This is a genomic window from Chlamydia ibidis 10-1398/6 (genome assembly GCF_000454725.1).
In the GTDB taxonomy this organism is placed as follows: Bacteria; Chlamydiota; Chlamydiia; order Chlamydiales; family Chlamydiaceae; genus Chlamydia; species Chlamydia ibidis.
In genome coordinates this window covers 455,312-478,589 of sequence record NZ_APJW01000001.1, presented here as the reverse complement: position 1 = coordinate 478,589, position 23,278 = coordinate 455,312, and the positions used below count along the sequence as shown (strand labels likewise).

Sequence of the window (23,278 nt, the reverse complement as noted above, 5' to 3'; positions counted from 1 at the left end):
CGCTAGAAGTAATCCTGATTGCACAACCGCCATGATCTCTGATCCTGTCTCCGCAATCTGGACCACACGAGCTACTAACTTAGCTCGAAATGCTTTCATCGCTCAAGCCGGGAATCATTTCTCCATAACCCCAAGATGTGAGATCTTTAGCCAATTCGGCTTCGAACTCCGCGGATCAGCTCGTACTTACAACATAGACCTGGGTTCTAAAATCCAGTTCTAACCCACTCACCTCCCCCATCCCCTAACAGGGATGGGGCCTAAGCCCATACTCTCGGCACACTCTTAAGCAATAAATACTGATTTTCTAGAAGCGTGAATGACAGAAATAAAAAATGCAGCCGAACATAATAGAGTACAACAAGAAAAGAAAATAACTAGATAAAGTAAAGCAGGCACCATCGACATCATACATAAAGGAAACATCATGAAAAAAAGAATAGTAATTGTTGCCATGAGGTAAGATACTACTTTACGAAAAGTGAAGTAATCTACTGGATTCACCGCTACATTGCGCATACGTTCAAGTGAATCTACAGTATAATGAGAGGACAGTGGAGTCATATAAGCAATCCTATCGGATGTATCCTATCTGGGATAACTACAATTAACAAAGAAAAATTTTGACATACATATAAACTTATAGGCAAGCAGTTACTTAGCAAACTCCAATAATTAATACTTCTTAACATCATGTATGCTAAAAACAACAAAAAGATAATTAAGAAGCCGAAGACAACTGTCTAGGTTGCAATAGGTAATAATGAGTACAAGCACAAATTAAAGCAATTACAGTAATGACAGCACTAACAACCCAGAACACTAATTGTATTGAGGGAAGCGACACACAAAATAAACCGCCCAAGACAAGGCCTACGACAGATAGGCTAAAAATAACAGTCGCTATTGCCAACCTTCGTAATTGTTTTTCTCTGACATATTCTGCATCCGTACCCTTTGTCAAAGTAGGTACATCAGTAATTGTTAACGAAGACATCCATCCTGAAAGTGTAAAATTAAAAACTTGCAAAAACATTTTACACTTTACTTATATTAAAACAAACAAAGTTACTAACTTTGTTTAAAGTCTTTTTTATTTATTAAAAATCAACAACTCTCAGAAAATTGAGAAGTATTCAAATCTTTTGTTAACTCAATAACTACAAACCAGCCCGCATCTTCTGGAGAATTATTTAATAGCTTTGTGTTGTCCATAAGTTCTTCATTAATTTCTATGACTTCCCCAGAAACAGGACATAAAACCTCAATAGCGGATTTGGAAGATTCTAAAATAACAAAAGGCTCACCTTCCTCACACTTAGAACCAACAGAAGGCAAATCAACATGCATGATGTTACCTAAATTAGACAGCATCTTTTGTGTAAGACCTAAGCGTACAACTCGTTCATGAATTGGTGCAATCCAAACGTGACAATCAGAATACCACATTACTCTCTTCCTTCGTCTATAAAACGTTCTATATAATTACCTAGAATTTCTTCATTCAGATGTGCTTTAGCAAGGAATAGCTTTTCAACAGTAGCAGGCAGGTTGTAAGTTTCATGAGACAAACATTTATAGTAAAAGGGGCCTTCTTCTGAGTTAAATAATACCTCAGACAGTGCACCCTCTCCCATCGACTCTAATATTTCATAAGGCTGGGGACTGTCGTTATCACAACGAGAAAATCTCTTTACTGTTTTCTCAGGGATCCAAGGTAAAGACCCTGTCTGGTAATTCCCGGATTGATGTTCCTGCATTAACTTACATAATCTTCTACGATAAATGCTAGGAACCTCTTCATTGGGATATTGTGTTTTTAATGCAGAAAGAACGCATTCTATACGTGCAGGATTTCTATGAGAGGCCAAAAGATCTTTCGCTATACCTCTACGAATCACCTCACGATATGGAATAATTTCTTCATTACTAAAACATTTATCAACAATGAACGCGTAATAATGCTCGTGATCTTGAGAATAACATTCTATTACTTCATTTTCCAAAAGTAGAGAAGATAATGTACTACCATCAACTATCCCTTCCAATACACTTTCCTTACCTTTAGATAAGAAAATTTCCTGACTTTGTGCAGGACTTTGCGAGAGTATCTCACGTATCTTTGCTTCGTTTGAACGTAAGATTTCCTTTCTAGAAAACGAATAAATTTTATCCAGTAAAGACAATTTAAGGTTTTGTAGATCTTTGACTGAGGAACACGTTTCAATTTCAGGGAACTCTTCCAATAGTAATTGGAAATTCTCTGGAATTTGCTGCCATTTATGTACAGCAACCATAGGTACTTTACTTTCTAGGTCCGATAATTTGATACAACGATAAGTAACAAGAAAACGACGCCCTACTAAACGTGGTTCCCTAGCTTTGACTTTCTCTAAAGGCAAACAGGAACGAGGAACATCAAGAGGATCTTTAAACTCTACCCCAACTAAGCTTAAGTAAGTCTCAAAAGATTCAAGATCATCCTTTTTCTTAAAATGGTATTCACGGGGTAGCTTGACTAGCTCTAACATCGTTGAATCTTTACCTCTAGTGAAGAACTCTTGTAAAGGATGGTAGTCAAAAGTAACACCCCCTTCTAATTGCAAAAACGCCCTTTTACACAGAAGAATTTCTCGATATATTTTATAAAATTCGAATTCACCTACACCAAGAAATTGGAAGTAAGAGTTAATAAACTGATCAAAAGTTAGATTATGATCTTTAGTCTTACGAAGCTTATTAAAAGCCTGCTGTGCTTTATCCTGAAAATCTAGTTTTGCTTCTTGTAAACTGGGTAGAGGAACATGCTTTTTCTGTTCATCTATAAATCGTAGTACAGCAAGTACAGCAGCAGATACATATGGCTCACCAAACCAATCAGAAACGTTACGATAACCAAACAGCCGTAAATCTTTTCCCTCGATAAGGGAACGATCTTGTGGAAGATTGAACATTTGTCTCCGATATTCTAACATTTGCCTGAGGACGTAGTGAGGAAATTTCTTTTCCTCTAAGAAAAGTTGAACTCTAGCGATAAATCCTTCAGAAGATACAGGATCTCTGACAGCTTGGAATGCCGTTAAAGCATCGTGTAAACGAGGAGCAGAAGATTTCCATACTTCTTCAGACGAAATGAAAGGGGCGTCAAATCGACGATAAGGTTGATATGTTTTTTCCTTGCTGAAAGAAGGATAACCTTGAGAATAGGTTGTTAAAAAGAGCTTTTCCCCAATTTTATTAGTTAAGAAGCGCTCAGTAAGAAGCCCCTCATTAAGAAAATTCCAAGCAAGAGCATCTCCAGTAAATGGGTAAGCCTCATTAACAAAAAAACGTTTAAACGCTAGGAATTCGCCTTCTGTATATTTCTTTCCTGAAGGAGTTTTTAAAAAGATTTTCCGAGAAACCTTATTCGTATTCTCCCCCGGATGACGTCCCCAACCAATACCAATACCTGAAACACAAACACCGGCAATAACAAACCCGATAAACTTCTTCTGATGCTTATAGAAAAACGCTAGCAAGGTTACCCTCAGGAGTATCAATGATAAAAACCGCAGTTTAAACTATAGATAGGAAAAAAACCAAGCAGGATCCCCCATCAGACGAAGAAGTACGGACCAATCAATGCTATCATGCGGGCATGAAATTAATCTGCAAGTGCCCTACAACATGGTGAACTGGATGAAAATACCAGTCTAACGAATCTCTAGGTTGTACCTGTGTGGATAAAGTTTTATCTTTATCAAAAACTTTTATAGCTCTCCTGACAACTTCTGGAGATTCTATGACCATAATACTCTCATAATCACAGATATCACTTTTTCTACCAAAGTTGTAACTGCCGATTACAAAAACATCATCAGCAATCATACACTTCTTGTGGAATTGCGTATCTGGAATATAAAACTCGTGTATTTGAACATGAGGATTGGGCTGTCTGTTATAGAAAATCATTTTCTTCCATAAAGGCGGGCGTTCACCATAATAAAGAGGAAAATAATTCATACGATTTCCCCAAGCATAGACTCCGGTGATTGAGGGGCTACGGTCAGTACAACCATTGGTAACAACTTGTAGACTTACCCCCCGATGATAGCACGCATTTATAAGTCCGGAAATAATCTCTTCCTTGGGCAAAAAATACATTTGCGCAATTCTCAGATCATGCTTTGCTTCGTCTATTAATCTACGATATTCCCTGGTAATAGAGTTTACTTGTTCATCAGGACCAGAAAAAATCACGCGAATATTGCTAAGATCGACAAATATAAGATCATTATTATCTTCAAAAGCAGAACAATAAGAAGTTTCAGCCTCCTCTATAGATAGAGGAGGAAGCTCATCATTTCTAAAATCTTGAATATTTTTATTAAACCAGAGATGCTTCTCATATGCAGACCATAACTTGTAATGGGCGTGAAACTCCTTTCTGAGCTCTAAACCTAGAATAGGTGAAGCGACAGCTATGTCTTGATCACGGAAAGCTAAAGGGCGCTTCACTCCACCAATCATTAGTCTAGAAGACTCCACTTCCTCAGGGATCTTGTCTCCTGGAGTACACATGAAATCTTCAAAATTGGTTCCTCCAATTATAATATATTTTCCGTCAAAGATTGACAGCTTCACATGCATTTCTATGACATTTGGAGCAAGGATATTCGAGCTAGGCGGGCATCCAGTAAACACATAAGAAAAACGACTTCCCCATTTTGCCCGCATATCAGATAATAATTTCTTATCTTGCAAATCGATGAGTGTTGGCTGGATAATCATGTAAGAAGTTAGTTGCTCCACTTCTTGTAGTCTTTTATCCAAATGCTCTAATATTTCTTCCAGCAAGGCTCCGCCTGTCATACAAGGACAAAGTTCCACATAATGTTCTGCGGCATCGATAAATTTGAGAAGCTGTTCATATACCTCACGACCGTTATCATATACCATTACAGCGGCATATTCTTTAGAATGAGGACAGTGAATCGTATACGCGAAAATGTGGTTCGCACAACCAAAGCTTAATAGAAAGATAAGTATTCTCAATACAAACAGCCTTCTCATATTCCCTCAGAAGCAAATTCTCTTATTAAATTATGTTTAATATCCTCCCGGGCTTCCTGTAAAACAGAGGAGGCTACATTAATACCCAAAGGAAAATAAGACCGCTTATCTATTTCGGGAACGATGAGCGGTATGGCATGAGGTAAAAGAAAACGCGTGTAAAAATCTGCGGAACTTCCAGATAAGAATATTGATCCTTGATGTAAAAAACCTTGTTTAACTGTACGTTGAGCAGCACCACCGATTTTACGTCCCCCAACGGCAACATCGTATTTCGATAACTTGGCCATGCAAAAATTTGAAGATTGAGTATTGTGAGAAGAACAGCTCTCACTTTCCGCTAGCACAGCCTGTATAGAAAAAATTTTATTTAAAACGTTTAGAATCATACTATTAACGGTATGATAATTCTCCAGAATGGCACTGCTGTAACGTGGGTGAGACGAAGACATCAGCAGAGAAAATGCATAGTCTCCATGATGAAAGACAAATCCCCCTCCAGTAGGACGAATAGCAGCATCCATTCCTAACTTTTCCCTATTATCAACTAAAAATTTTTCTGGTCTCATAAAGTAGCCATATGTCATTGGGTATTCACCACTCCACTCATAGAGATGAAGAATAATCTCCCCCTCTCCTATGGACTCCAACAACTGCTTATCCCTAGCCATATGGGTTGCTGAGTCCCCTTTTCCAGAATCTACTACACGTACTTTCATTAGCTAAATATTAGGAAGTTATTAAAATAAGACCATATTCATAAAAATGCGAAGACATTATAACATAGTTATCAGATTCTAGACTATTCCTCTTAAAATCTCGTCTATACATCGATTGTTTTATCTATTTACTGAAGAGTTGCATCATTATCTTAAATTTCGTATATGCTTAAGGAAAGTTTTACCCTGTCTTTTAGGTTTTTATGTTTGAGAAATTTACTAATAGAGCAAAGCAAGTCATTAAGTTGGCTAAAAAAGAAGCTCAAAGGTTGAATCATAACTATCTAGGCACTGAGCATATACTTTTAGGTTTACTCAAACTAGGCCAGGGTGTAGCCGTTAACGTGCTCCGTAATCTTGGGGTTGATTTTGATACCGCAAAACAAGAAGTCGAGAGATTGATTGGCTATGGTCCAGAAATTCAAGTGTATGGGGATCCAGCACTGACGGGCAGGGTAAAAAAATCTTTTGAATCTGCTAATGAAGAAGCAAATATCCTAGAGCATAACTACGTGGGTACAGAGCATCTTCTTTTAGGTATTTTAAACCAAGTAGATGGCGTAGCCTTACAAGTTTTAGAAAATTTACATATAGATCCTAGAGAAGTTCGTAAAGAAATTCTCAAAGAATTAGAAACTTTCAATTTACAGCTCCCTCCTTCTTCTTCGTCGAATGCTAGAGGGAACTCTTCGTCATCATCCAAGTCTTCTTCTCTTGGTCATACTCTTGGAGGAGAGAAAAGTGATAAACTTTCTGCTCTTAAAGCTTACGGCTATGATTTAACGGAGATGTTTCGCGACTCTAAGTTGGACCCAGTCATCGGTCGCTCAACAGAGGTAGAGCGCTTAATTTTAATTCTCTGTCGTCGTAGAAAGAACAATCCTGTTCTTATAGGAGAGGCAGGTGTCGGTAAGACAGCAATTGTTGAAGGGTTAGCACAAAAAATTATTCTTAATGAAGTTCCAGATGCACTGCGTAAAAAGCGTTTAATTACTCTTGATCTCGCTTTAATGATTGCTGGGACGAAATATCGTGGTCAGTTTGAAGAACGCATTAAAGCTGTCATGGATGAAGTTCGTAAACATGGGAATATATTATTATTCATAGATGAACTTCATACAATTGTAGGCGCTGGTGCTGCGGAAGGTGCTATCGACGCTTCGAATATTTTGAAACCGGCTCTTGCACGAGGAGAAATCCAATGCATTGGAGCAACTACCATTGATGAGTACCGAAAACATATTGAAAAAGATGCAGCATTAGAAAGACGATTTCAAAAAATTATTGTTCACCCACCTAGCGTTGATGATACCGTCGAAATCCTACGTGGTTTGAAGAAAAAGTATGAAGAACATCATAACGTCTTCATCACTGAAGAAGCATTAAAAGCTGCAGCCACGTTATCTGATCAGTATGTGCATGGGCGATTTCTTCCCGACAAGGCAATTGATCTCCTCGATGAAGCTGGAGCTCGTGTTCGAGTTAATACGATGGGACAGCCTACTGATTTAATGAAACTCGAATCAGAAATCGAAAATACCAAGCTTGCAAAAGAACAAGCAATCAGTACCCAAGAGTATGAGAAAGCCGCAGGGTTGCGTGATGAGGAGAAAAAACTACGTGAACGTCTCAATGTAATGAAGCAAGAGTGGGAAAATCATAAAGAAGAACACCAAGTTCCAGTTGATGAAGAAGCTGTTGCGCAAGTCGTGTCCTTACAGACAGGCATTCCTTCATCTAGGTTAACTGAAGCAGAAAGCGAAAAGCTGTTAAAGCTAGAAGAAACTCTAAGAAGAAAAGTTATTGGACAGGATGAAGCTGTAGCAAGTATTTGTCGTGCCATTCGTCGCTCAAGAACCGGAATTAAAGATCCAAATCGTCCTACGGGCTCATTCTTGTTTCTTGGACCTACCGGCGTTGGTAAGACATTGCTGGCACAGCAAATTGCTATTGAGATGTTTGGCGGCGAAGATGCCCTGATTCAGGTAGATATGTCTGAATACATGGAGAAATTTGCAGCTACAAAAATGATGGGGTCTCCTCCTGGATACGTAGGTCACGAAGAAGGAGGGCATTTAACTGAACAAGTGCGTCGACGTCCTTATTGTGTTGTCCTCTTTGACGAAATTGAAAAAGCTCATCCAGATATTATGGACTTAATGTTACAAATCTTAGAACAAGGACGTCTCACCGATTCTTTCGGACGTAAGGTGGACTTTCGTCATGCAATCATTATCATGACATCCAATTTAGGCGCGGATTTAATCAAGAAAAGTGGAGAGATTGGTTTTGGTTTGAGATCTCACCTAGATTATAAGGTTATTCAAGAAAAGATAGAAAATGCTATGAAAAAGCATTTGAAACCAGAATTTATCAACCGTTTGGATGAGAGTGTAATTTTCCGTCCTTTGGAAAAAGAAGCTTTGTCTCAAATCATTCATCTGGAGATTAGCAAGCTAGATTCACGTTTGAAAAACTACCAAATGGCCTTGAACATTCCGGATTCGGTCATTTCCTTCCTTGTAACTAAAGGACACTCACCTGAAATGGGTGCACGCCCGTTACGCAGAGTAATCGAGCAGTATTTGGAGGACCCTCTTGCCGAATTACTACTTAAAGAATCTTGTCGTCAAGAAGCAAGAAAATTACGAGCTCAATTAGTTGAGGACAAGATTACTTTTGCACGTGAGGAAGAGGCTGACGATTTAGTCGCGACTACTACGCCAACTGTGGAGACATAGGCACTTCTATCACTCCTGATCCTAAGCATTGCTCCTGGTTATAAAACGCTATAGTTTGTCCAGGAGTAATTGCTTTAGAGGGCGATATAAATTTCACATGAACCCCCTCCCCTTCTATACGTTCTATAATACAAGGTTCGTCTGGGGAACGGTAACGAACTTTTGCGGTGCAGTACTTAGGAAAATGCTCAGGTTCGATAAACCAATTTAACTCTCTAGCAGTAAGCTCTTGTCTATACAACAAAGGATGATCATCTCCTCGAACGATATAGACAATGTTACGTTCCATATCTTTCCCAACAACATAACACGGCTTATCAGAGCCACCTAGATCTAATCCGCGTCTTTGGCCCACAGTATAGTAGTGAGCTCCTTCATGTTTTCCTATGATTTTTCGTGAATCACAGTCGATGATGTCTCCTGGGGAATTAGGAACGAATTTCTCCAAAAAAGTTTTGAACGGACGTTTACCTATAAAACAAATCCCCGTGCTATCCCTCTTGGTTGCTGTGGCTAATCCCGCTTCCTTAGCAATTCTTCGAACTTCGGACTTTCTCATTTCCCCTATTGGGAACAGCACGTTGGCCAAGGCCGCTTTAGGAGTTCCGGAAAGAAAATAACTTTGATCTTTCTGCTCATCAGTCCCGCGTAAAAGAATCATGGTATCTTGATCAGGACGTAACCTACAGTAATGACCAGTAGCAAGATAGTCTCCTCCGAGTTCTTTCACTTTTCTTTGCAACAAATCAAATTTTATCTCACGATTACAAAGGATATCTGGGTTAGGAGTATAGCCACGAGAATACTCCTTAAGAAATCGAGAAAACACACGTTCCTTATACTCTTCAGCAAAAGATACCGTATAGTAAGGTATATCAAGATCTGTTGCTACACGTTCGACATCCTCATAATCACTAGCCGAACAGCAGCGTCCATAATCATCTTTTTCCTCCCAATTTTTCATGAAAAGACCCACAACATTGTAGGGAGAGTGTTTCTTTAAAAGATAAGCAACTACTGAAGAGTCTACCCCCCCAGACATCGCAACAACCACTGTCTTTTTCATAAATTCAGGAATCTACCTCGAATTGATCTGATATGAAATAGAACGCATGAAAAATGTTAATAGCTCTATCTGGAGAAAAGGATAAACATTTGAGTTTTCTATCGTCAAGTTATAAAATATCAAAGGATCTTAACAGTTTTTAAGGATGATTTGACATAGGAATATCATGGATTCTAACTTTTCCTCACGTTCCTCGAATGTTACTGTTATCCCTAAGCCAACCTCTACGTTTTTTAGGATCAATAGAGATGCTCCCATTCTAGAAAAGAAAGTCGACATACTATCCAAAAAAACAGTGAATAGTCTTATTTTTGGTATTGTTTTACTGGTTGCGAATATAATTTGCGGCGCATTTATGTTTGGGTGTGGCTGTCTAACACAAAGTATCCCTCAAATGATAGCAGGAATGATTTCGGTAATCTTTTCTTTAACAACTATCATATTATTGGTGAGTATGATCAGTTTAACAAGAGATCTTCCTGAAGTTTTGCAGAAAACTCTTATGCGTATAAGAAGCAAGGCAATCCATCACGATGCCTTGGAGCTCTTTTTTAAAGCCGAAGAACGACTAAAAAATGCTATTCTAGAGAAAAATGCACAAATTGAACAACTCACGGCAAAAGAAAATGCTCTAATAACAAAATTAACAGAACTTCATCTAAGTTCCAAACCATAGCAATGGGACAGATATGGTAGATTCACTTTCTTCACTACATATTCTTCCTTCTTCATCCCAAGGTAGTCTCAAAAAGACAGAGCCTGTGAACAGCTACCGTACAATACACAGTTCCTCAAAACTCTTTCTGTATTGGAATGACTATCGGGAACATTTATTAATACGTAGCATGATAGCTTTTATTCTTATGGCTGTTGCTTCTCTAGGGTTTACTACTTTAATGAGCTATGCGATTTTGAACTCTCTTTGGCTATTATTTGGGCTTACTGTAACTACGATCATACTAATGGTTTCCGTCGCACTTTTAGTAGCCTTACAAGTTAAACATCGTGTCTTAGGTACATCCTTATTTAACGAGATTTCTGAAAACATGTTATCCGCTACGAAGACTACCACCGTGGAATGCTCTCACGTATGTGAAATGCTTAAGTCGTCACAGTTCTATAACTTAAAAGAATGGCACGACAAATTACTAGTAGGCAAAGAAAAGGAAATTGCCGATAAAGAGGCGCATATCAAACAGCTGGAAACTACAATTTTCACCTTATCAAATAAGATGAAAACAAAATCATCGGAATAGTTTTTTAAAATAAACTAGTTTTTTTTAACTCCCTTAAGCACGTGTAAAAGCATAGATTGTGCCTCTAGTAGTTTTGTTGTCATAATCATACTATCGTTACTAATCTGCCTAAAAAGAGAGCTGATGTCATCATTACGAAGACGGTATTTATTGACATCTTTTTCTATCTCAAGAAGTTTGCCCTGCACAACATCAATGTCTCTTCTGAGATTATTGATACTATCAGAATAGCTTTTCAAATCTTTTGTAAAACCTCTTTCTAAAAGTAATTGGTCATCTAAGGATAAGTTATCTACACTCTTCCATAGTCCTTCGATAGTATGTTTCAATTTAGGAGACCAAATTCCTTCATCATTATGATCATGCTTTCTTTGTTTTTCCCTGCGTTTTTTAGCGTTCTCCACTCCCTGGGACACATACTCATCAAACTTATCGTCTATTAAAATGGCAGGGTTATCGTCAAAATTACTATTATTTCTCAGCTTATTTTCTAAATCGGTTAGCCTGAGATCTGATTTTTTCTTCTCATGCTTATATATAAACTGCAATTCACAAAGACGTTCTTTTAAATCAGTTAATACACGTTTTGTTTCTTCATAATTGCTATAATAGGGACGTGAATCGTTAACAAGATCATTCTCCTTTAATAAAGCCATCTTGAAAGAATCTAATAAAGTTTTCTGCTGAGCTGAAATACTAACCAAATGCCCTATATCTAGAGTATCACTCAGCTCTTCAGCTATTTGTTTTTTATTCTTTTGTGTTCTTTTAAGGATCTCTTTTAATGCGAACAAAACACAAAGGGTTGCAACTCCTATACCGATAGCTGCTGCAATGATCATAGGAATAGATAATAGACCAGCTGGAGCTGATAATACGGCTATCAGTCCCACACAAGCAATTCCTCCTAAAATAAAACCTAACGAGACTCCTGTATGTACACGCTGCATAGTTTTACTTAAATCAGGAAATTTTGCTGAAAAGACTCCTCCACATACTGATAATTTATCAATCAATACATTTCCTAAATACAAGACTTCCCTATTCTTGCTTTCCATAATAAGGTAGTCTGTATCTTCGTTAGCATTAATTTGTTCTTGATGTATTTTTTTTCTAAGTTCTAATAAATTTAAACAAGACTCATAACTGTTCGATGTATTTTCTATTAATTCTTCGAAAGTTTTACCATTTTCCCCAGGAAGATGACGCAATATGCTTCTTTGTTGTTCAGTGAGATGCAACTGTATTTGAGAAAACTTCCGCACCATAGCTTCGTGTTTTGACCAAATAGATTCCTTCATAGTAGGATTAGCAATCTCTTCCATATGAGAGTTTATTCTGGAGTTGTTTAAGGAAGATGTAAGAAGTAATTTTTGACGATGTTTTTCTTTTTTAGCAGATGATATCATCGAGATAACAGACTGTGTCACTTTATATGCTAAAGTACTGCCGCATGCAAATAAGGCTCCTCCCACTCCCAAAGACATGACAATTCCTAGAGGAGATAAAGTCATAAGAATCATGGAACTTACAATTGCCAAAATAGCAATCACTAAGACACTAATTTGTAGGGCACGCGCAAGTTTAGGATGCATATCCGTAAATGATTTCGATAGAGTGACGGGATAAGATCGCGGATTGCGGCTTATAGGATCTGATGGCATAAAAGTTACTTTTAATTAAATACACTAAAAAAAATAAAATAGAGTATCTAATAGATTATTACAGAATTCGCAACAAATAACCAAGTAAATAAAAAAGAATAGGAAAGAAACACCCTCTCCTATTCTCTTAAACACAAGATAATCAAACAATTACTATCTAGATAGTGAAACTGAAGCCCCAGTTCCTCCGTTAGATCCCCCACTCGTTCCGCCTGTATTACCGCCAGTTCCTCCTCCAGGAGTTGCGGGGGTATCCGAAGCATTCGCAATAATTACAGCCCCTACAATCATCGCAATAATAGTGACAACCATAGTACATACGGAAATACTAGTGTGAGCACGACGCTTCGCAACACAAGAAGAACAGGGCCAATCTACTTCAGAAGAATCACAACGATAACGATTAGATTTAATATAACTATCTACGTTACTATTCCCAGACGCTGCCGCAACTTCGTAATATTTATCTTGAGTAATAGTTCGGTTAGCAACATCTGCTGCTTTTTCTGCGGTTTTAGCAACATCAGATTGAGGATCTGCCTTCTCTTCGTTCGAGGATTTTTTCTTTTGCTCTCCCTGTGCTGCTCTACGTGTATTAGAAATCTTCTGGGCACGCACTTGAGGATTTACTGAGGCATTACGCCTAGCCCGAACCGCTGCTGCTTTTTCAACGTCATAGCGTAACGTAGAAGTAACAGTCCCATCTCTAGGAATTCTGTTTTCTTTAGCTTTAGCTTGTAAAGCCTCCCTAGCCGACTTTCTCTTAGCTATTCTCTGTTCCCTAGCAAGATCTTGAATTAGTTTAGTTGTGTCTTCCTGAACTACAACGTTTACCTCTGCGGCCGCAATTTCAACAGGTCTAACAACTACATCCTGCTTCGCTTCAGGTCGTACAAATATAGGGAGCACGGGATTCTTAAACTCGTGCTGAACATTCAAAGCAACTTCTGATTTTTCAGTTACTGGCTTATCTACAGAAACAATGTTTTCTTCACTAGGAATAATACGCGTAGCTAAATGCTTAGTCTCCATTACCCGGTCACGAACAGAACTAGAGGAGCGATTCGTGCTAGCTAATCTTTTTTGTTTATGACGTTGTAGCCTTTGTTTCCTACCATATCCTTGAACAGAACATTTAGCTATTTCGTCATGAGAAATTCCCTCAGTAGCACCGCGGACCTTTGTAATCAACCCTCCGTTATTAAGCTTATTACTCTGCTTCCTAGATGAAAAAGAACAGGCTACGGATTGGGATTCCTTTTGAGATTGCTTTTTAGCTGTTCGACTAAAATTAAATCCATTCGATAGAAGAGAAACAATATCTCCAGAACGAGATACACGACCTTCTCGAGAAGCAAGAGACTTCTGAGAGTTTTTTCTGTGCGCTTTAGATTTTTTTGGAGCACCTAATCGCTGATCAACTCGAAGAACGGGACCTTGATTTTGAACCCTCTGCTCTCGTTTTTGCTTTCTTGCTTCTTCACGAGCCCTAGACACACGAGCCTGTTTTCTACTCCGCGGTTTCGAGGACTGCGCTGCTTCATCCTTGAGACACACAGAGTTAAGCTCCACAGCAGCAACTCCTGTACTCGCCTGCCCAACGGTATGGGAAAAAGTTAACAAAATCGAAAGCATTGCAAGTTGCGAAGTACGCTTAGAACTCATCATGCCGCTAAAATCTCCTAGATCAGCCTATGAGACCACCATAACAACAAAAGGTCTTTTTTCACAACTTGGACTTAAAAATCTTTTTTCTATGACACAAGCTCAAAAGCAGTAAGGTTTTCAAGAAAACAAAGACATATCTGAAAAATTTACATAAAACGAATCAAAAGGAAAGCGTGTCCCTACACTAACTAAAGAATCGAAAATTAGTGTGTATGGAATTCCCAATTTTTAATATATGCAAGTAATTGGTCCTTTTCTGGATAACTTCTCAAAAACTTACGTGCCTCTAGAGACATGCCTAAATGCACAATCTTATTGATCAAATGCAAGTGATTCTTGTCTTCACATGCGAAAAGGAAGAAAAGAACACTTACAGGTTTGCCGTCAAGGGCTCCATAGTCTATGCTCTCGTTAAGAAACATAGGGACAACGACATCATAGTAAGAATTAATAAGAAAATCTTTAGCATGAGGCAAAGCAATCCCCTCCCCTATGCCTGTGGACATTAAACTTTCACGATAAGTTAGCATTTCGTATAAGACGCTAGCATCCAAATCAAACTTATCAGCAATATACGAAGAGGCATAGCGCAGAGCTTCTTCTTTCGTATGCACAACAACATCGCGAATCACACCGCCACGATAGATCGCCTTATATAAACTATACTTTAATGAAAGGTCCTTAAAACCCTGGTGTTCGTGTTCCCTGTATTTGGCGACGAATCCCTGGTTATGAAGAAGCCAATCTTCGATTTCTTCTCTGTTAAATCGCTGTTCATTATTCATTGAATAACTAGGGATAGCACCACTATCTAACCATTCACGCACTGTATTTTCGGAAACATCCAACAGAGAAGCTAATTCTTCTAATCGTAAATCCATAACCGCTACACTTCCACAAATACATTCATTACTTCTTCAATAGTTCGCGCTTGCAACAACCTATGACGATGCTCATCATCTCTTAAGAAAAGAGTAAGATTAGACAACAGTCTCAGATAGTCACCCTGAGCATCGCTAGGACCGCCTATTAAAAAAACCAAGCGCACTAACGCACCATCAATTGCATCCCAAAGAATACCCCTGTGATGAATACCAATAACCAAAAAAAAGCTAGAACAACTTTCTAACTTTCCGTGAGGTATCGCCACTCCCATGCCAATACCAGTAGACATGAGACTTTCGCGTCGCACCAGAGCTTCAAAGAAATCAGCTTTATTTTCCAAAACCCCGTTAGAATCAGCAAGATCAGTAAGATCTCGCAAAATTTCATTCCTAGAGTTTTTATCAAGGAACATAATCAATTCTGAAGATATGAGAGAACGAAGGGAGAAATCTTGACGATGTTCACAACAGGAAGACATGTCACTTCTCTCCAGTGTGCCCAAACCCTTGACTCCCACGACAAGTAGCTTCTAATTCAGTTACCCGAACAAACTCTGCCTGAATGACGGGAACAACTACAGCTTGTGCAACACGCATCTTCGGTTCAACAATAAAGGTCTGGTCACCAAAATTCGCTAATATAATACAAATCTCTCCACGATAATCTGCATCTACAGTTCCTGGAGAATTTACAACGACAATCCCATGTTTTAGAGCCAAACCACTACGAGGACGGACTTGAACTTCAAACCCCTGAGGAATCTGCATTTTGATACCTGTCGGAACCAGAACCCTTTTCCCAGGCAGAATAGCCAGAGGTTCGACAATATTAGCTCGCAAGTCCGCACCAGAAGCACCGGAAGTGGCATACTCAGGGAGATCTACACCAGGCTCTAATTCACAAGGCACTAACATAGAAACAACGTTGCAGTTACTATCGGAGAGGGTATGATCTTTCATTCACCGTCATCTGTCAATAAAAAAATTTCTTTGATTGTCTTGGATAAATCCTTACGAGACTTATCTTGGCCGCCAGTGTATTCCTGAGAAGAAAAGTAATCAAGTAAACTCTGCAGAGTACTCTTTAACTGCTTTCTTTCTACTACCTTATCGATCATACCATGCTCCAAAAGAAACTCCGACTTTTGAGCTCCTTCAGGTAGGTCTTCTCCAATCACTTGGGCGACTACACGAGGACCAGCGAAACAAATCAAAGCCTTGGGTTCAGCAATAATGACATCTCCTAAAGAAGCAAACGAAGCAGTAACACCGCCAGACGTGGGGTTTGTTAAAACAGAAATATAAGGCAGACCTGCTTCATGTAACTTGGCTAGAGCAGCAGAAGTTTTAGCCATTTGCATTAACGAGAAAACCGATTCTTGCATCCGAGCTCCACCAGAAGCACAGACAATAATCACTGGCAAACGAGAAGTTATGGCTTTTTCAATCAATCTTGTGAGTTTTTCTCCTACGACAGCACCCATAGAACCTGCCATAAAGCTGAAGTCCATGACACCAAGCGCAATAGGGTACCCGCCTAAAGTACAGATACCAACATGGACTCCTTCACTCTCCTGATTATCTTTTCTCGCTTTAGCGAGACGGTTGACGTAGGTGTCTGTGTCTACGAATTTGAGAGGGTCTTGCGACTTCAAATTCGTATATAAAGGACACCAAGAACCCTGATCAGCGAGCAATTTTATCCTTTCACCGGCTGTAATCCTATAGTGATAAGAACACTTAGGACAACAGTTGAAGTTCTGCCCCAGCTCATTAGCATGAATCATCTCATGACAATGAGTACATTTTAACCAACCACTAAAACCATCAGCCTTTATTTTTTGCACCTTTATCTTAGGTTTATCGTAAGAAAATAAACGCACAAACTACCCAACTACATTTTCAATAGAAGCGATTTTAAATTAAACTTATTAACATTTCAACGCAAAAACTACTTCTTAATTAACTAAACCGAAGCAATTTCTGAAAATCTTTTTTCAATATAAGACCAATTAATTATTTGAGGGATAGCTTTTAAATAGTCCATTCTTACATTTTTGTATTGGAGATAATACGCGTGCTCCCAAAGGTCAATACCTAAAAGAGGAACCTTTCCGGTTGTTGCTTCTAAAGGATCCTGATTAGCCGTCGCTTGCAAACTTAAAGTTTTTAACTTAGGGCAATAAGCTAACCATGCCCAACCGGACCCGGGAAGTGGGGCGGCAAAAGCAATATATTCCTTTAGGAAATTGTCGAACGTACCCCAGTACTTCTCAATAAGTTTCAAAAGCTCGTGTTTTGGAGGTTTACCCCCTCCTTGGTCTACCGGAGCAAGCATTTCCCAAAACAAAGAATGATTAATATGCCCACCACCATTAAATCTAATCACCGGTTCTAGAGATATCAAACCCGTAAGGCTCTGTTGTGCTGAAACAGCATCAAGTTTTTTTAACGCATCATTCAAATTATTTATATAAGTCTGATGATGCTTTTGGTGATGTAACCGCATGATATCTGCACTAATTATAGGTTCCAAAGCATCATAAGCATATGGCAATTCAGGCAGAGTATAGGGGGCAAAATTCATATAGGATTCCTCAAACGAACTATTTTCATAAAGTTGAAAAGACTAATGCCATCACCGTTCAGTTCATAAACAAGCAAAAAGCTCCTACCAACCTACTGAAGGCTTATATTTAAGAGACTTAAATATCTTGACTTGTCTTCACTAGCAAGTCCTTAAAAACGTGCAAAAAACCCATAGGACAAGCCTACTCTCGGGAAACAAGCATAGGCCGAGTGTAGATGTCCCCAAGATATAAATACAAGGGTATTTTTGTAACCTTACACTCCCTGGATGTAATCTTTAAAACTGGAAATAAATTCGCCTAAAATCTCATAGCTCTCTCTTTCTCTCATGACTTGCTCACTCCTATCTTGCACGCGCGTTGGATAATGCTTTACTATTTCGAAATAAAGTTTAACCTTAGGCTCTGTACCCGAAGGACGCACTATTATTCTGCCACCTTCTGAGAAGCGATAACAAAGCATGGAGAGTTTGGGCAAAGTTAGGTCATAGGATTCGTGTGTTTCAAGATTAAATCCCCTCCCTATACGGTAATTCTCAAACCTTTGCAATATCCTCCCCTGACAATATAATTTACGATTATCTTGGTTTTCTAGAGAAGTTATCCAATCTTGAATTGACAGGCTTGATGTCGATAGATTTAACGACAAAGATTCTGTTTTGTTTATGAAATATCCATGCCTTTCATAAAGATCAAGAAGAGCACCTCTCAATGTATCTCCCCTCAATTTGCACTGTAATGCAGCTTCCGCAACAAGTGCTGAAGAACTTATCCCATCTTTGTCTTCTACATGAGTACCATAGAGATATCCATGAGATTCTTCAGCTCCAAAAATATAATGATATTGAGTGTTTCTCCAAGACTCTATCTTCTCTCCAATGTATTTAAATCCTGTACCAACATTAACAATGTCCGCACCATAATGTTCGGTTATTTTTGTTAACATTTCAGTAGTTACTAGACTTTTAACTACTTTATGTTGTTTGTCTAGGGGATGTTTTTTAGATCGGCAGCTAAGTATATGATCTGCGAGTAAACAAGCTATTTGGTTGCCATTAAAAATATAAAACCCATTTTCTTCTCTAGAGACAACTCCTATGCGATCAGCGTCCGGATCAGTAGCAATAAAGAGATCATGTCTTTTCTCCATCATTTGCTTTATTCCTAGGGTTAAAGCTTGAGGATCTTCAGGATTGGGGAGAACAACAGTAGGAAAATTTCCATCAGGTATAGATTGCTGCTCAACTAGATAAACTTGAGAAAATCCCCAGTCTTTTAAAACATGGGGAATTAAACTAACGCCTGTACCATGCAGTGGAGAATAACTTACTTTTATTCCTCTCCCAGACAACCGATTATCTTCTGGACATAATTGTAAAGCACACACAACATCGCGATACGATTGTTCACATTCTTCTCCAAGAAAATGGATGTATTTATTTTTCAAAGAATCTACAGACAAGATTTCATTAACAGAAACTGATTGCTCTACAATCTCTCTATCTAAAGGAGGAAGTACTTGCCCTCCTGATCTCATATATACTTTATAACCATTGTACTCCGGAGGATTATGCGATGCTGTGATCATAATTCCAGCCAAAGCACTATGAGATCTAACAGCAAATGAGACTAATGCCAAAGGCTCAGCTCTACTAAATAGAAAAGCTTCAATATGATTACCAGCGAGCACCTTAGCAACATCTTGAGCAAACGCATAAGAGTTGTTTCTCGTATCATAACCAATAATAACACGAATATTGTCACCAGGATGGGGGTTATGTTTATGCAAAACTTCGGCTAACCCTTGCGTCACCCGTTTAACAGTAAAACTATTCATTCTATTGGTACCGATTCCCATTATACTACGCAATCCACCAGTACCAAAAACCAAAGTCTTACTAAATAGGTCTTCAAGGCGCTTTGGGTCATTCTCGAGTAGCTCTAAAATAGTACTGTGATCATCTCTAGTACAGTCTCTTGATAACCATTCGATAATATTTGTCGCAGTAGTAGAACTATACAAAGATTTTATTTTCTTCTTCATTTGGTCCATACGAGCTCCTGAAAAATATAAAGTGACCACATATACAGCCCATAACAAAAAGCTTAAGAGAAAGAAATTATTTTCCCTTCTCTTCACTGCACCTTAATTAAATTTAGAAATTAAAAACCATTTTGAAGACCGGAAAGACTAGGCAGACAAAGCAATGGCCACTTAATAGAACAAACTAATCAAAAATAATATCTTAGTAAATAGGAAGACCGGTTGAAGAAAATCCAAGAAGCAGCCCTGTTTCTCCCTCATTCAAAGAAAGTAGGCTTGCAGGATACTCGTCTCTAAAGAAAACACCTTGGCCGCAATTTCCTCCAGACAAACACAGGAATAACTGACAATCTTCTTCCCAAGTCGGGACAAGCTCACCAGAAAAAATCCAGAAATCCCTAACCAAAGATAATCTAGGACGATGAACTAAATCAGCAGCGTAATTCAATAATCTCTGTTTTTTCACAACAGAAACCACAGAAGGCAAAGAGCGGAAGATATTCTCTCGCCAACGCACATCTGTAGGATTTTTAGATACTCTTTTCAGAAAATCCTTCATCTGTGATTCTAAACTACGGCAATCCTGTTTGGAAACCAAATCCTCAAACAATATACTACCTTGATTCTGGAAATGACGTTGGTGTTCTAGATGAAGAACGAACCTCATATTTATCCACTTAAGAAGAAATACTCAAAAGTACTATAGACTTTAAGACCTTTTCCGCCTATAAAAAACTCCGGCAACTATTCTGTTGTTTTTGATAAGGAAATTTTTCATAATTTTATGAATAATCTAATCAACATTAAAGAAGTTGAGACTAAATTAAATTTTACGTTTACTCAACCTAAATTGTTAATTACGGCTCTTACACACCCCTCTTTTAGAAATGAGTCCGTAACGCTTACTGAAGATAGCGAACGTCTGGAATTCTTAGGAGACGCCGTGTTATGTTTAATCGTAACAGAACACTTATTCCTCCTGTTTCCCTCTATGGACGAAGGTACATTATCCACAGCACGTTCGGCATTGATCAATGCAAATTCTTGCTGCCAGTACACTGATACCTTAGGGTTAGGGAAGTACCTATTAACTGGAAAAGGAGAGAAAATTCAAAGCGAACGAGGGAAAACTTCCGCCTACGCAAATTTATTTGAAGCAATCTTGGGGGCTATCTATCTTGACGGGGGGTTATCACCAGCTAGGCAATTGACAGTCCCCTTACTACCTTCGAAAAAAAACATACTTCCCCTCATGCTAGGAAATCCGAAAAATCGCTTACAACAGTTCACACAGAAACATTTACGTATACTTCCTGAATATAAGTGTGAACCACGGACTTTAGAACAGGGGCAACCAGGGTATCATGTTCGGGTTCTTGTCCAAAATGAAGTATGGGGAGAAGGATTTGCTCTATCTAAAAAAGAAGCAGAAAAATTAGCAGCAGAACAAGCTCTTAGTGAACATGACAACGAAAGCAAAAACACATTGGATATGTAATACCTGCGGTACAAATACAGTCAAATGGCTTGGCCAATGTCCAGGTTGTTTAGCGTGGAATACCTTGGTTGAAGAACGCATTCCCTCAATTTCGAGCTCTCAAAATCTACCTTGTTCAGTAGGAGCTATTTCACTCAGCTCTGTGAAACTCACAGATGAAGAACGCTTATCCATAGGTTCTCCTGGTTGGGACCGTATATTAGGTGGTGGTGCTGTCCGTGGAAGTTTAACATTACTTGGTGGTGAGCCTGGAGTTGGGAAATCGACACTTATTTTGCAAACCTCGAATAAATTTTCCCAACATGGGTACAAAGTTCTCTATATTTGCGGAGAGGAATCAGTAACACAGACATCTTTAAGAGCAAAACGATTAAATATATCTAGCGACTCCATTTATCTTTTTCCAGAGACAAATCTTGAGAATATCAAGCAGCAAATAACCCTTCTATCTCCTGATGTTCTGATTATTGATTCCATACAAATTCTCTTTACTCCAGATTTGAGCTCAGCACCAGGCTCCGTTGCACAAGTTCGCGAAGTCTGCGCAGAATTAATGCGTATTGCCAAACAGTCACAAATTACTACATTTGTTATCGGCCACGTCACAAAATCTGGAGAAATTGCGGGTCCCAGAGTGCTCGAACATTTAGTAGATACGGTTTTGTATTTTGAGGGGAATTCGCATACCAACTATAGAATGATTCGTTCTGTAAAAAACCGTTTTGGTCCTACAAATGAGTTGCTTATTCTGTCGATGCATTCTGATGGTTTGAAAGAAGTAGCTAATCCTTCTGGCTTTTTCCTACATGAAAAAACTACATCTACTACAGGCTCCGTAATTGTTCCTATGATTGAAGGGTCTGAAACATTTTTAGTAGAAATTCAAGCTCTAGTTTCATCTTCACCATTTTCAAACCCTATCAGGAAAACGTCAGGTTTTGATCCCAATCGTTTTTCTCTACTCTTAGCTGTTTTAGAGAAACGCGCACAAGTAAAATTGTGTACTTCTGACGTCTTTGTTTCTATAGCAGGTGGATTAAAAATTACTGAACCTGCAGTAGATCTAGGTGTGGCACTATCTGTTGTTTCTTCTTTGTATAATCGTTTTCCCTTAGAAAATTATACTTTCTGTGGAGAAATTGGCCTTGGCGGAGAAATTCGTCACGTCACTTACTTGGAACGTCGGCTGAAAGAAACATTTTTGATGGGATTCCAAGGTGCTATAATTCCAAAAGGACAAATCCCTGGGCTTTCCGTAGATATAAAAGAACGCCTAGATATCAAAGGAGTAGAAACAATAAAAGATGCTATCCGCCTGTTACACTGACCCCTTTCTTTCACAGTTTTGTCAAGGTAAACGTCCTATACGCATTGCAACTAGGAATTCTCCTTTAGCAAAAGCACAAGTTTATGAAGTCGCGACACTTCTTCGTGCATGGTACCCAAAACTAAGAATTGAGTTATCTATGATAGACACACGAGGAGATAAGGATAAAACCACTCCTATTCGTCTAGTAGAGAATACTAACTTTTTTACAGAAGAAGTAGATAAACTGGTTTTGACAAAAAACTGCCATCTTGCCGTGCATTCTGCGAAGGATCTTCCTGAGAAAACACAGTTACCGATTCTTGCGTTAACAAGGGGTCTAGACCCTATCGACCTTTTAGTATACCAAGAATTTTATCTTTGGAATCCCCTCCCGAAATTCCCCCGAATTGGTAGCTCGTCATCACGACGTGCCGAAATATTAAAAAAACTATTTCCTCAAGCAAAAATTTTAGATATTCGAGGCACCATTGAAGAACGATTAGAGTTATTAAGTAATAATCAATATGATGCGGTTGTTATAGCAAAAGCAGCTCTTTTGCGACTTCATTTTCATCCCTCCTGCACCCAAGAGCTTCCCCCACCGTATCACCCACTACAAGGTCGTCTTGCCGTTACAGCTGCTCATCACTTAGATGCATGGGCAGCGTTCTTAGCTCCGATTAATCAAAATATTTCTTAATATAAAATGAGGTCAAATTAGATTACTTAATTACAATAAAAAGTTTCTACTAAAAGCAAACCCGAATAATATTCGTATATAAAACA

General features: G+C 38.6%; 23 protein-coding genes. 7 read left to right on the top strand and 16 right to left on the bottom strand.

Annotation, left to right across the window (positions count from 1 at the left end):
- On the top strand, nt 1-223 hold a 223-nt coding region (locus H359_RS05150), incomplete at its 5' end, for an autotransporter outer membrane beta-barrel domain-containing protein (RefSeq protein WP_238318206.1).
- A gap of 62 nt (nt 224-285) precedes the next feature.
- Here H359_RS05150 and H359_RS04975 read toward each other — a convergent pair.
- From H359_RS04975 to H359_RS02040, 6 genes are all read right to left on the bottom strand, one after another.
- Nucleotides 286-564 carry a hypothetical protein gene (locus tag H359_RS04975; protein ID WP_020370305.1) on the bottom strand — a complete coding sequence of 93 codons (279 nt, stop codon included), beginning with the start codon at nt 562-564 and terminating at the stop codon, nt 286-288.
- Nucleotides 565-721: 157 nt separating this feature from the next.
- Nucleotides 722-1,036: a hypothetical protein gene (locus H359_RS02060; protein ID WP_021119540.1), complete on the bottom strand. Its 315-nt coding sequence runs from the start codon at nt 1,034-1,036 to the stop codon at nt 722-724.
- A gap of 71 nt (nt 1,037-1,107) precedes the next feature.
- On the bottom strand, nt 1,108-1,449 hold the full coding sequence (locus H359_RS02055; RefSeq protein ID WP_020370307.1) for a glycine cleavage protein H-like protein: 342 nt from the start codon (nt 1,447-1,449) through the stop codon (nt 1,108-1,110).
- The gene (locus H359_RS02050) at nt 1,449-3,521 is read right to left on the bottom strand and encodes a hypothetical protein (RefSeq protein WP_020370308.1); all 2,073 of its coding nucleotides are present in this window, start codon (nt 3,519-3,521) and stop codon (nt 1,449-1,451) included. The genes H359_RS02055 and H359_RS02050 overlap by 1 nt, the downstream gene beginning before the upstream one ends.
- A 109-nt stretch (nt 3,522-3,630) precedes the next feature.
- On the bottom strand, nt 3,631-5,055 hold the full coding sequence (locus H359_RS02045) for a phospholipase D-like domain-containing protein (protein WP_051149435.1): 1,425 nt from the start codon (nt 5,053-5,055) through the stop codon (nt 3,631-3,633).
- A complete protein-coding gene (locus H359_RS02040) occupies nt 5,052-5,774 on the bottom strand; it encodes a lipoyl protein ligase domain-containing protein (RefSeq protein WP_020370310.1) in 723 nt (240 codons plus the stop codon). Before H359_RS02040 ends, H359_RS02045 begins: the two co-directional genes overlap by 4 nt.
- A 203-nt stretch (nt 5,775-5,977) precedes the next feature.
- Here H359_RS02040 and H359_RS02035 point away from each other — a divergent pair, with 203 nt between their 5' ends.
- Nucleotides 5,978-8,515 (top strand): ATP-dependent Clp protease ATP-binding subunit, encoded by a 2,538-nt coding sequence (locus H359_RS02035; RefSeq protein WP_020370311.1) that lies wholly within the window; start codon nt 5,978-5,980, stop codon nt 8,513-8,515.
- On the opposite strand, the gene mnmA is transcribed toward H359_RS02035, so the two are convergent.
- A complete protein-coding gene (mnmA, locus tag H359_RS02030) occupies nt 8,493-9,581 on the bottom strand; it encodes a tRNA 2-thiouridine(34) synthase MnmA (RefSeq protein ID WP_020370312.1) in 1,089 nt (362 codons plus the stop codon). The two genes, H359_RS02035 and mnmA, sit on opposite strands and share 23 nt — an antisense overlap.
- A 166-nt stretch (nt 9,582-9,747) precedes the next feature.
- Here mnmA and H359_RS02025 point away from each other — a divergent pair, with 166 nt between their 5' ends.
- Nucleotides 9,748-10,257, top strand: a complete 510-nt coding sequence (locus H359_RS02025; protein WP_020370313.1) for a hypothetical protein — start codon at nt 9,748-9,750, stop codon at nt 10,255-10,257.
- Between the two features lie 13 nt (nt 10,258-10,270).
- Nucleotides 10,271-10,837 (top strand): hypothetical protein, encoded by a 567-nt coding sequence (locus H359_RS02020; protein WP_020370314.1) that lies wholly within the window; start codon nt 10,271-10,273, stop codon nt 10,835-10,837.
- Between the two features lie 14 nt (nt 10,838-10,851).
- On the opposite strand, the gene H359_RS02015 is transcribed toward H359_RS02020, so the two are convergent.
- From H359_RS02015 to H359_RS01975, 9 genes are all read right to left on the bottom strand, one after another.
- Nucleotides 10,852-12,501: a hypothetical protein gene (locus H359_RS02015; protein WP_021119518.1), complete on the bottom strand. Its 1,650-nt coding sequence runs from the start codon at nt 12,499-12,501 to the stop codon at nt 10,852-10,854.
- A 153-nt stretch (nt 12,502-12,654) separates the two neighbouring features.
- Nucleotides 12,655-14,169, bottom strand: a complete 1,515-nt coding sequence (locus H359_RS02010; protein WP_020370317.1) for a hypothetical protein — start codon at nt 14,167-14,169, stop codon at nt 12,655-12,657.
- A 203-nt stretch (nt 14,170-14,372) separates the two neighbouring features.
- A complete protein-coding gene (locus tag H359_RS02005) occupies nt 14,373-15,050 on the bottom strand; it encodes a PTS sugar transporter subunit IIA (protein WP_020370319.1) in 678 nt (225 codons plus the stop codon).
- A gap of 5 nt (nt 15,051-15,055) precedes the next feature.
- Entirely contained in the window at nt 15,056-15,532 is a 477-nt protein-coding gene (locus tag H359_RS02000; RefSeq protein ID WP_020370320.1) for a PTS sugar transporter subunit IIA, read from the bottom strand.
- A gap of 1 nt (nt 15,533) precedes the next feature.
- Nucleotides 15,534-15,968 (bottom strand): dUTP diphosphatase, encoded by a 435-nt coding sequence (gene dut / locus H359_RS01995; RefSeq protein ID WP_020370321.1) that lies wholly within the window; start codon nt 15,966-15,968, stop codon nt 15,534-15,536.
- A gap of 41 nt (nt 15,969-16,009) precedes the next feature.
- Nucleotides 16,010-16,936, bottom strand: coding sequence for an acetyl-CoA carboxylase, carboxyltransferase subunit beta (accD, locus tag H359_RS01990; RefSeq protein ID WP_020370322.1), 927 nt, complete (start codon nt 16,934-16,936; stop codon nt 16,010-16,012).
- A gap of 83 nt (nt 16,937-17,019) precedes the next feature.
- A complete protein-coding gene (locus H359_RS01985; protein ID WP_020370323.1) occupies nt 17,020-17,640 on the bottom strand; it encodes a superoxide dismutase in 621 nt (206 codons plus the stop codon).
- Nucleotides 17,641-17,897: 257 nt separating this feature from the next.
- Nucleotides 17,898-19,694 (bottom strand): phospho-sugar mutase, encoded by a 1,797-nt coding sequence (locus tag H359_RS01980; protein WP_020370324.1) that lies wholly within the window; start codon nt 19,692-19,694, stop codon nt 17,898-17,900.
- A gap of 193 nt (nt 19,695-19,887) precedes the next feature.
- The gene (locus H359_RS01975; RefSeq protein WP_021119508.1) at nt 19,888-20,352 is read right to left on the bottom strand and encodes a DUF5070 domain-containing protein; all 465 of its coding nucleotides are present in this window, start codon (nt 20,350-20,352) and stop codon (nt 19,888-19,890) included.
- A 117-nt stretch (nt 20,353-20,469) separates the two neighbouring features.
- Here H359_RS01975 and rnc point away from each other — a divergent pair, with 117 nt between their 5' ends.
- Genes rnc through H359_RS01960 form a run of 3 tightly spaced genes read left to right on the top strand, consistent with a single transcriptional unit; the run spans nt 20,470 to nt 23,192 of the window.
- Nucleotides 20,470-21,183 carry a ribonuclease III gene (gene rnc / locus H359_RS01970; protein WP_020370327.1) on the top strand — a complete coding sequence of 238 codons (714 nt, stop codon included), beginning with the start codon at nt 20,470-20,472 and terminating at the stop codon, nt 21,181-21,183.
- Complete coding sequence (gene radA, locus H359_RS01965) at nt 21,149-22,510, top strand: DNA repair protein RadA (protein ID WP_035392156.1); 1,362 nt, start codon at nt 21,149-21,151, stop codon at nt 22,508-22,510. The genes rnc and radA overlap by 35 nt, the downstream gene beginning before the upstream one ends.
- Nucleotides 22,488-23,192, top strand: a complete 705-nt coding sequence (locus H359_RS01960; protein WP_020370329.1) for a hydroxymethylbilane synthase — start codon at nt 22,488-22,490, stop codon at nt 23,190-23,192. The genes radA and H359_RS01960 overlap by 23 nt, the downstream gene beginning before the upstream one ends.
- Nucleotides 23,193-23,278: the final 86 nt, after the last annotated feature.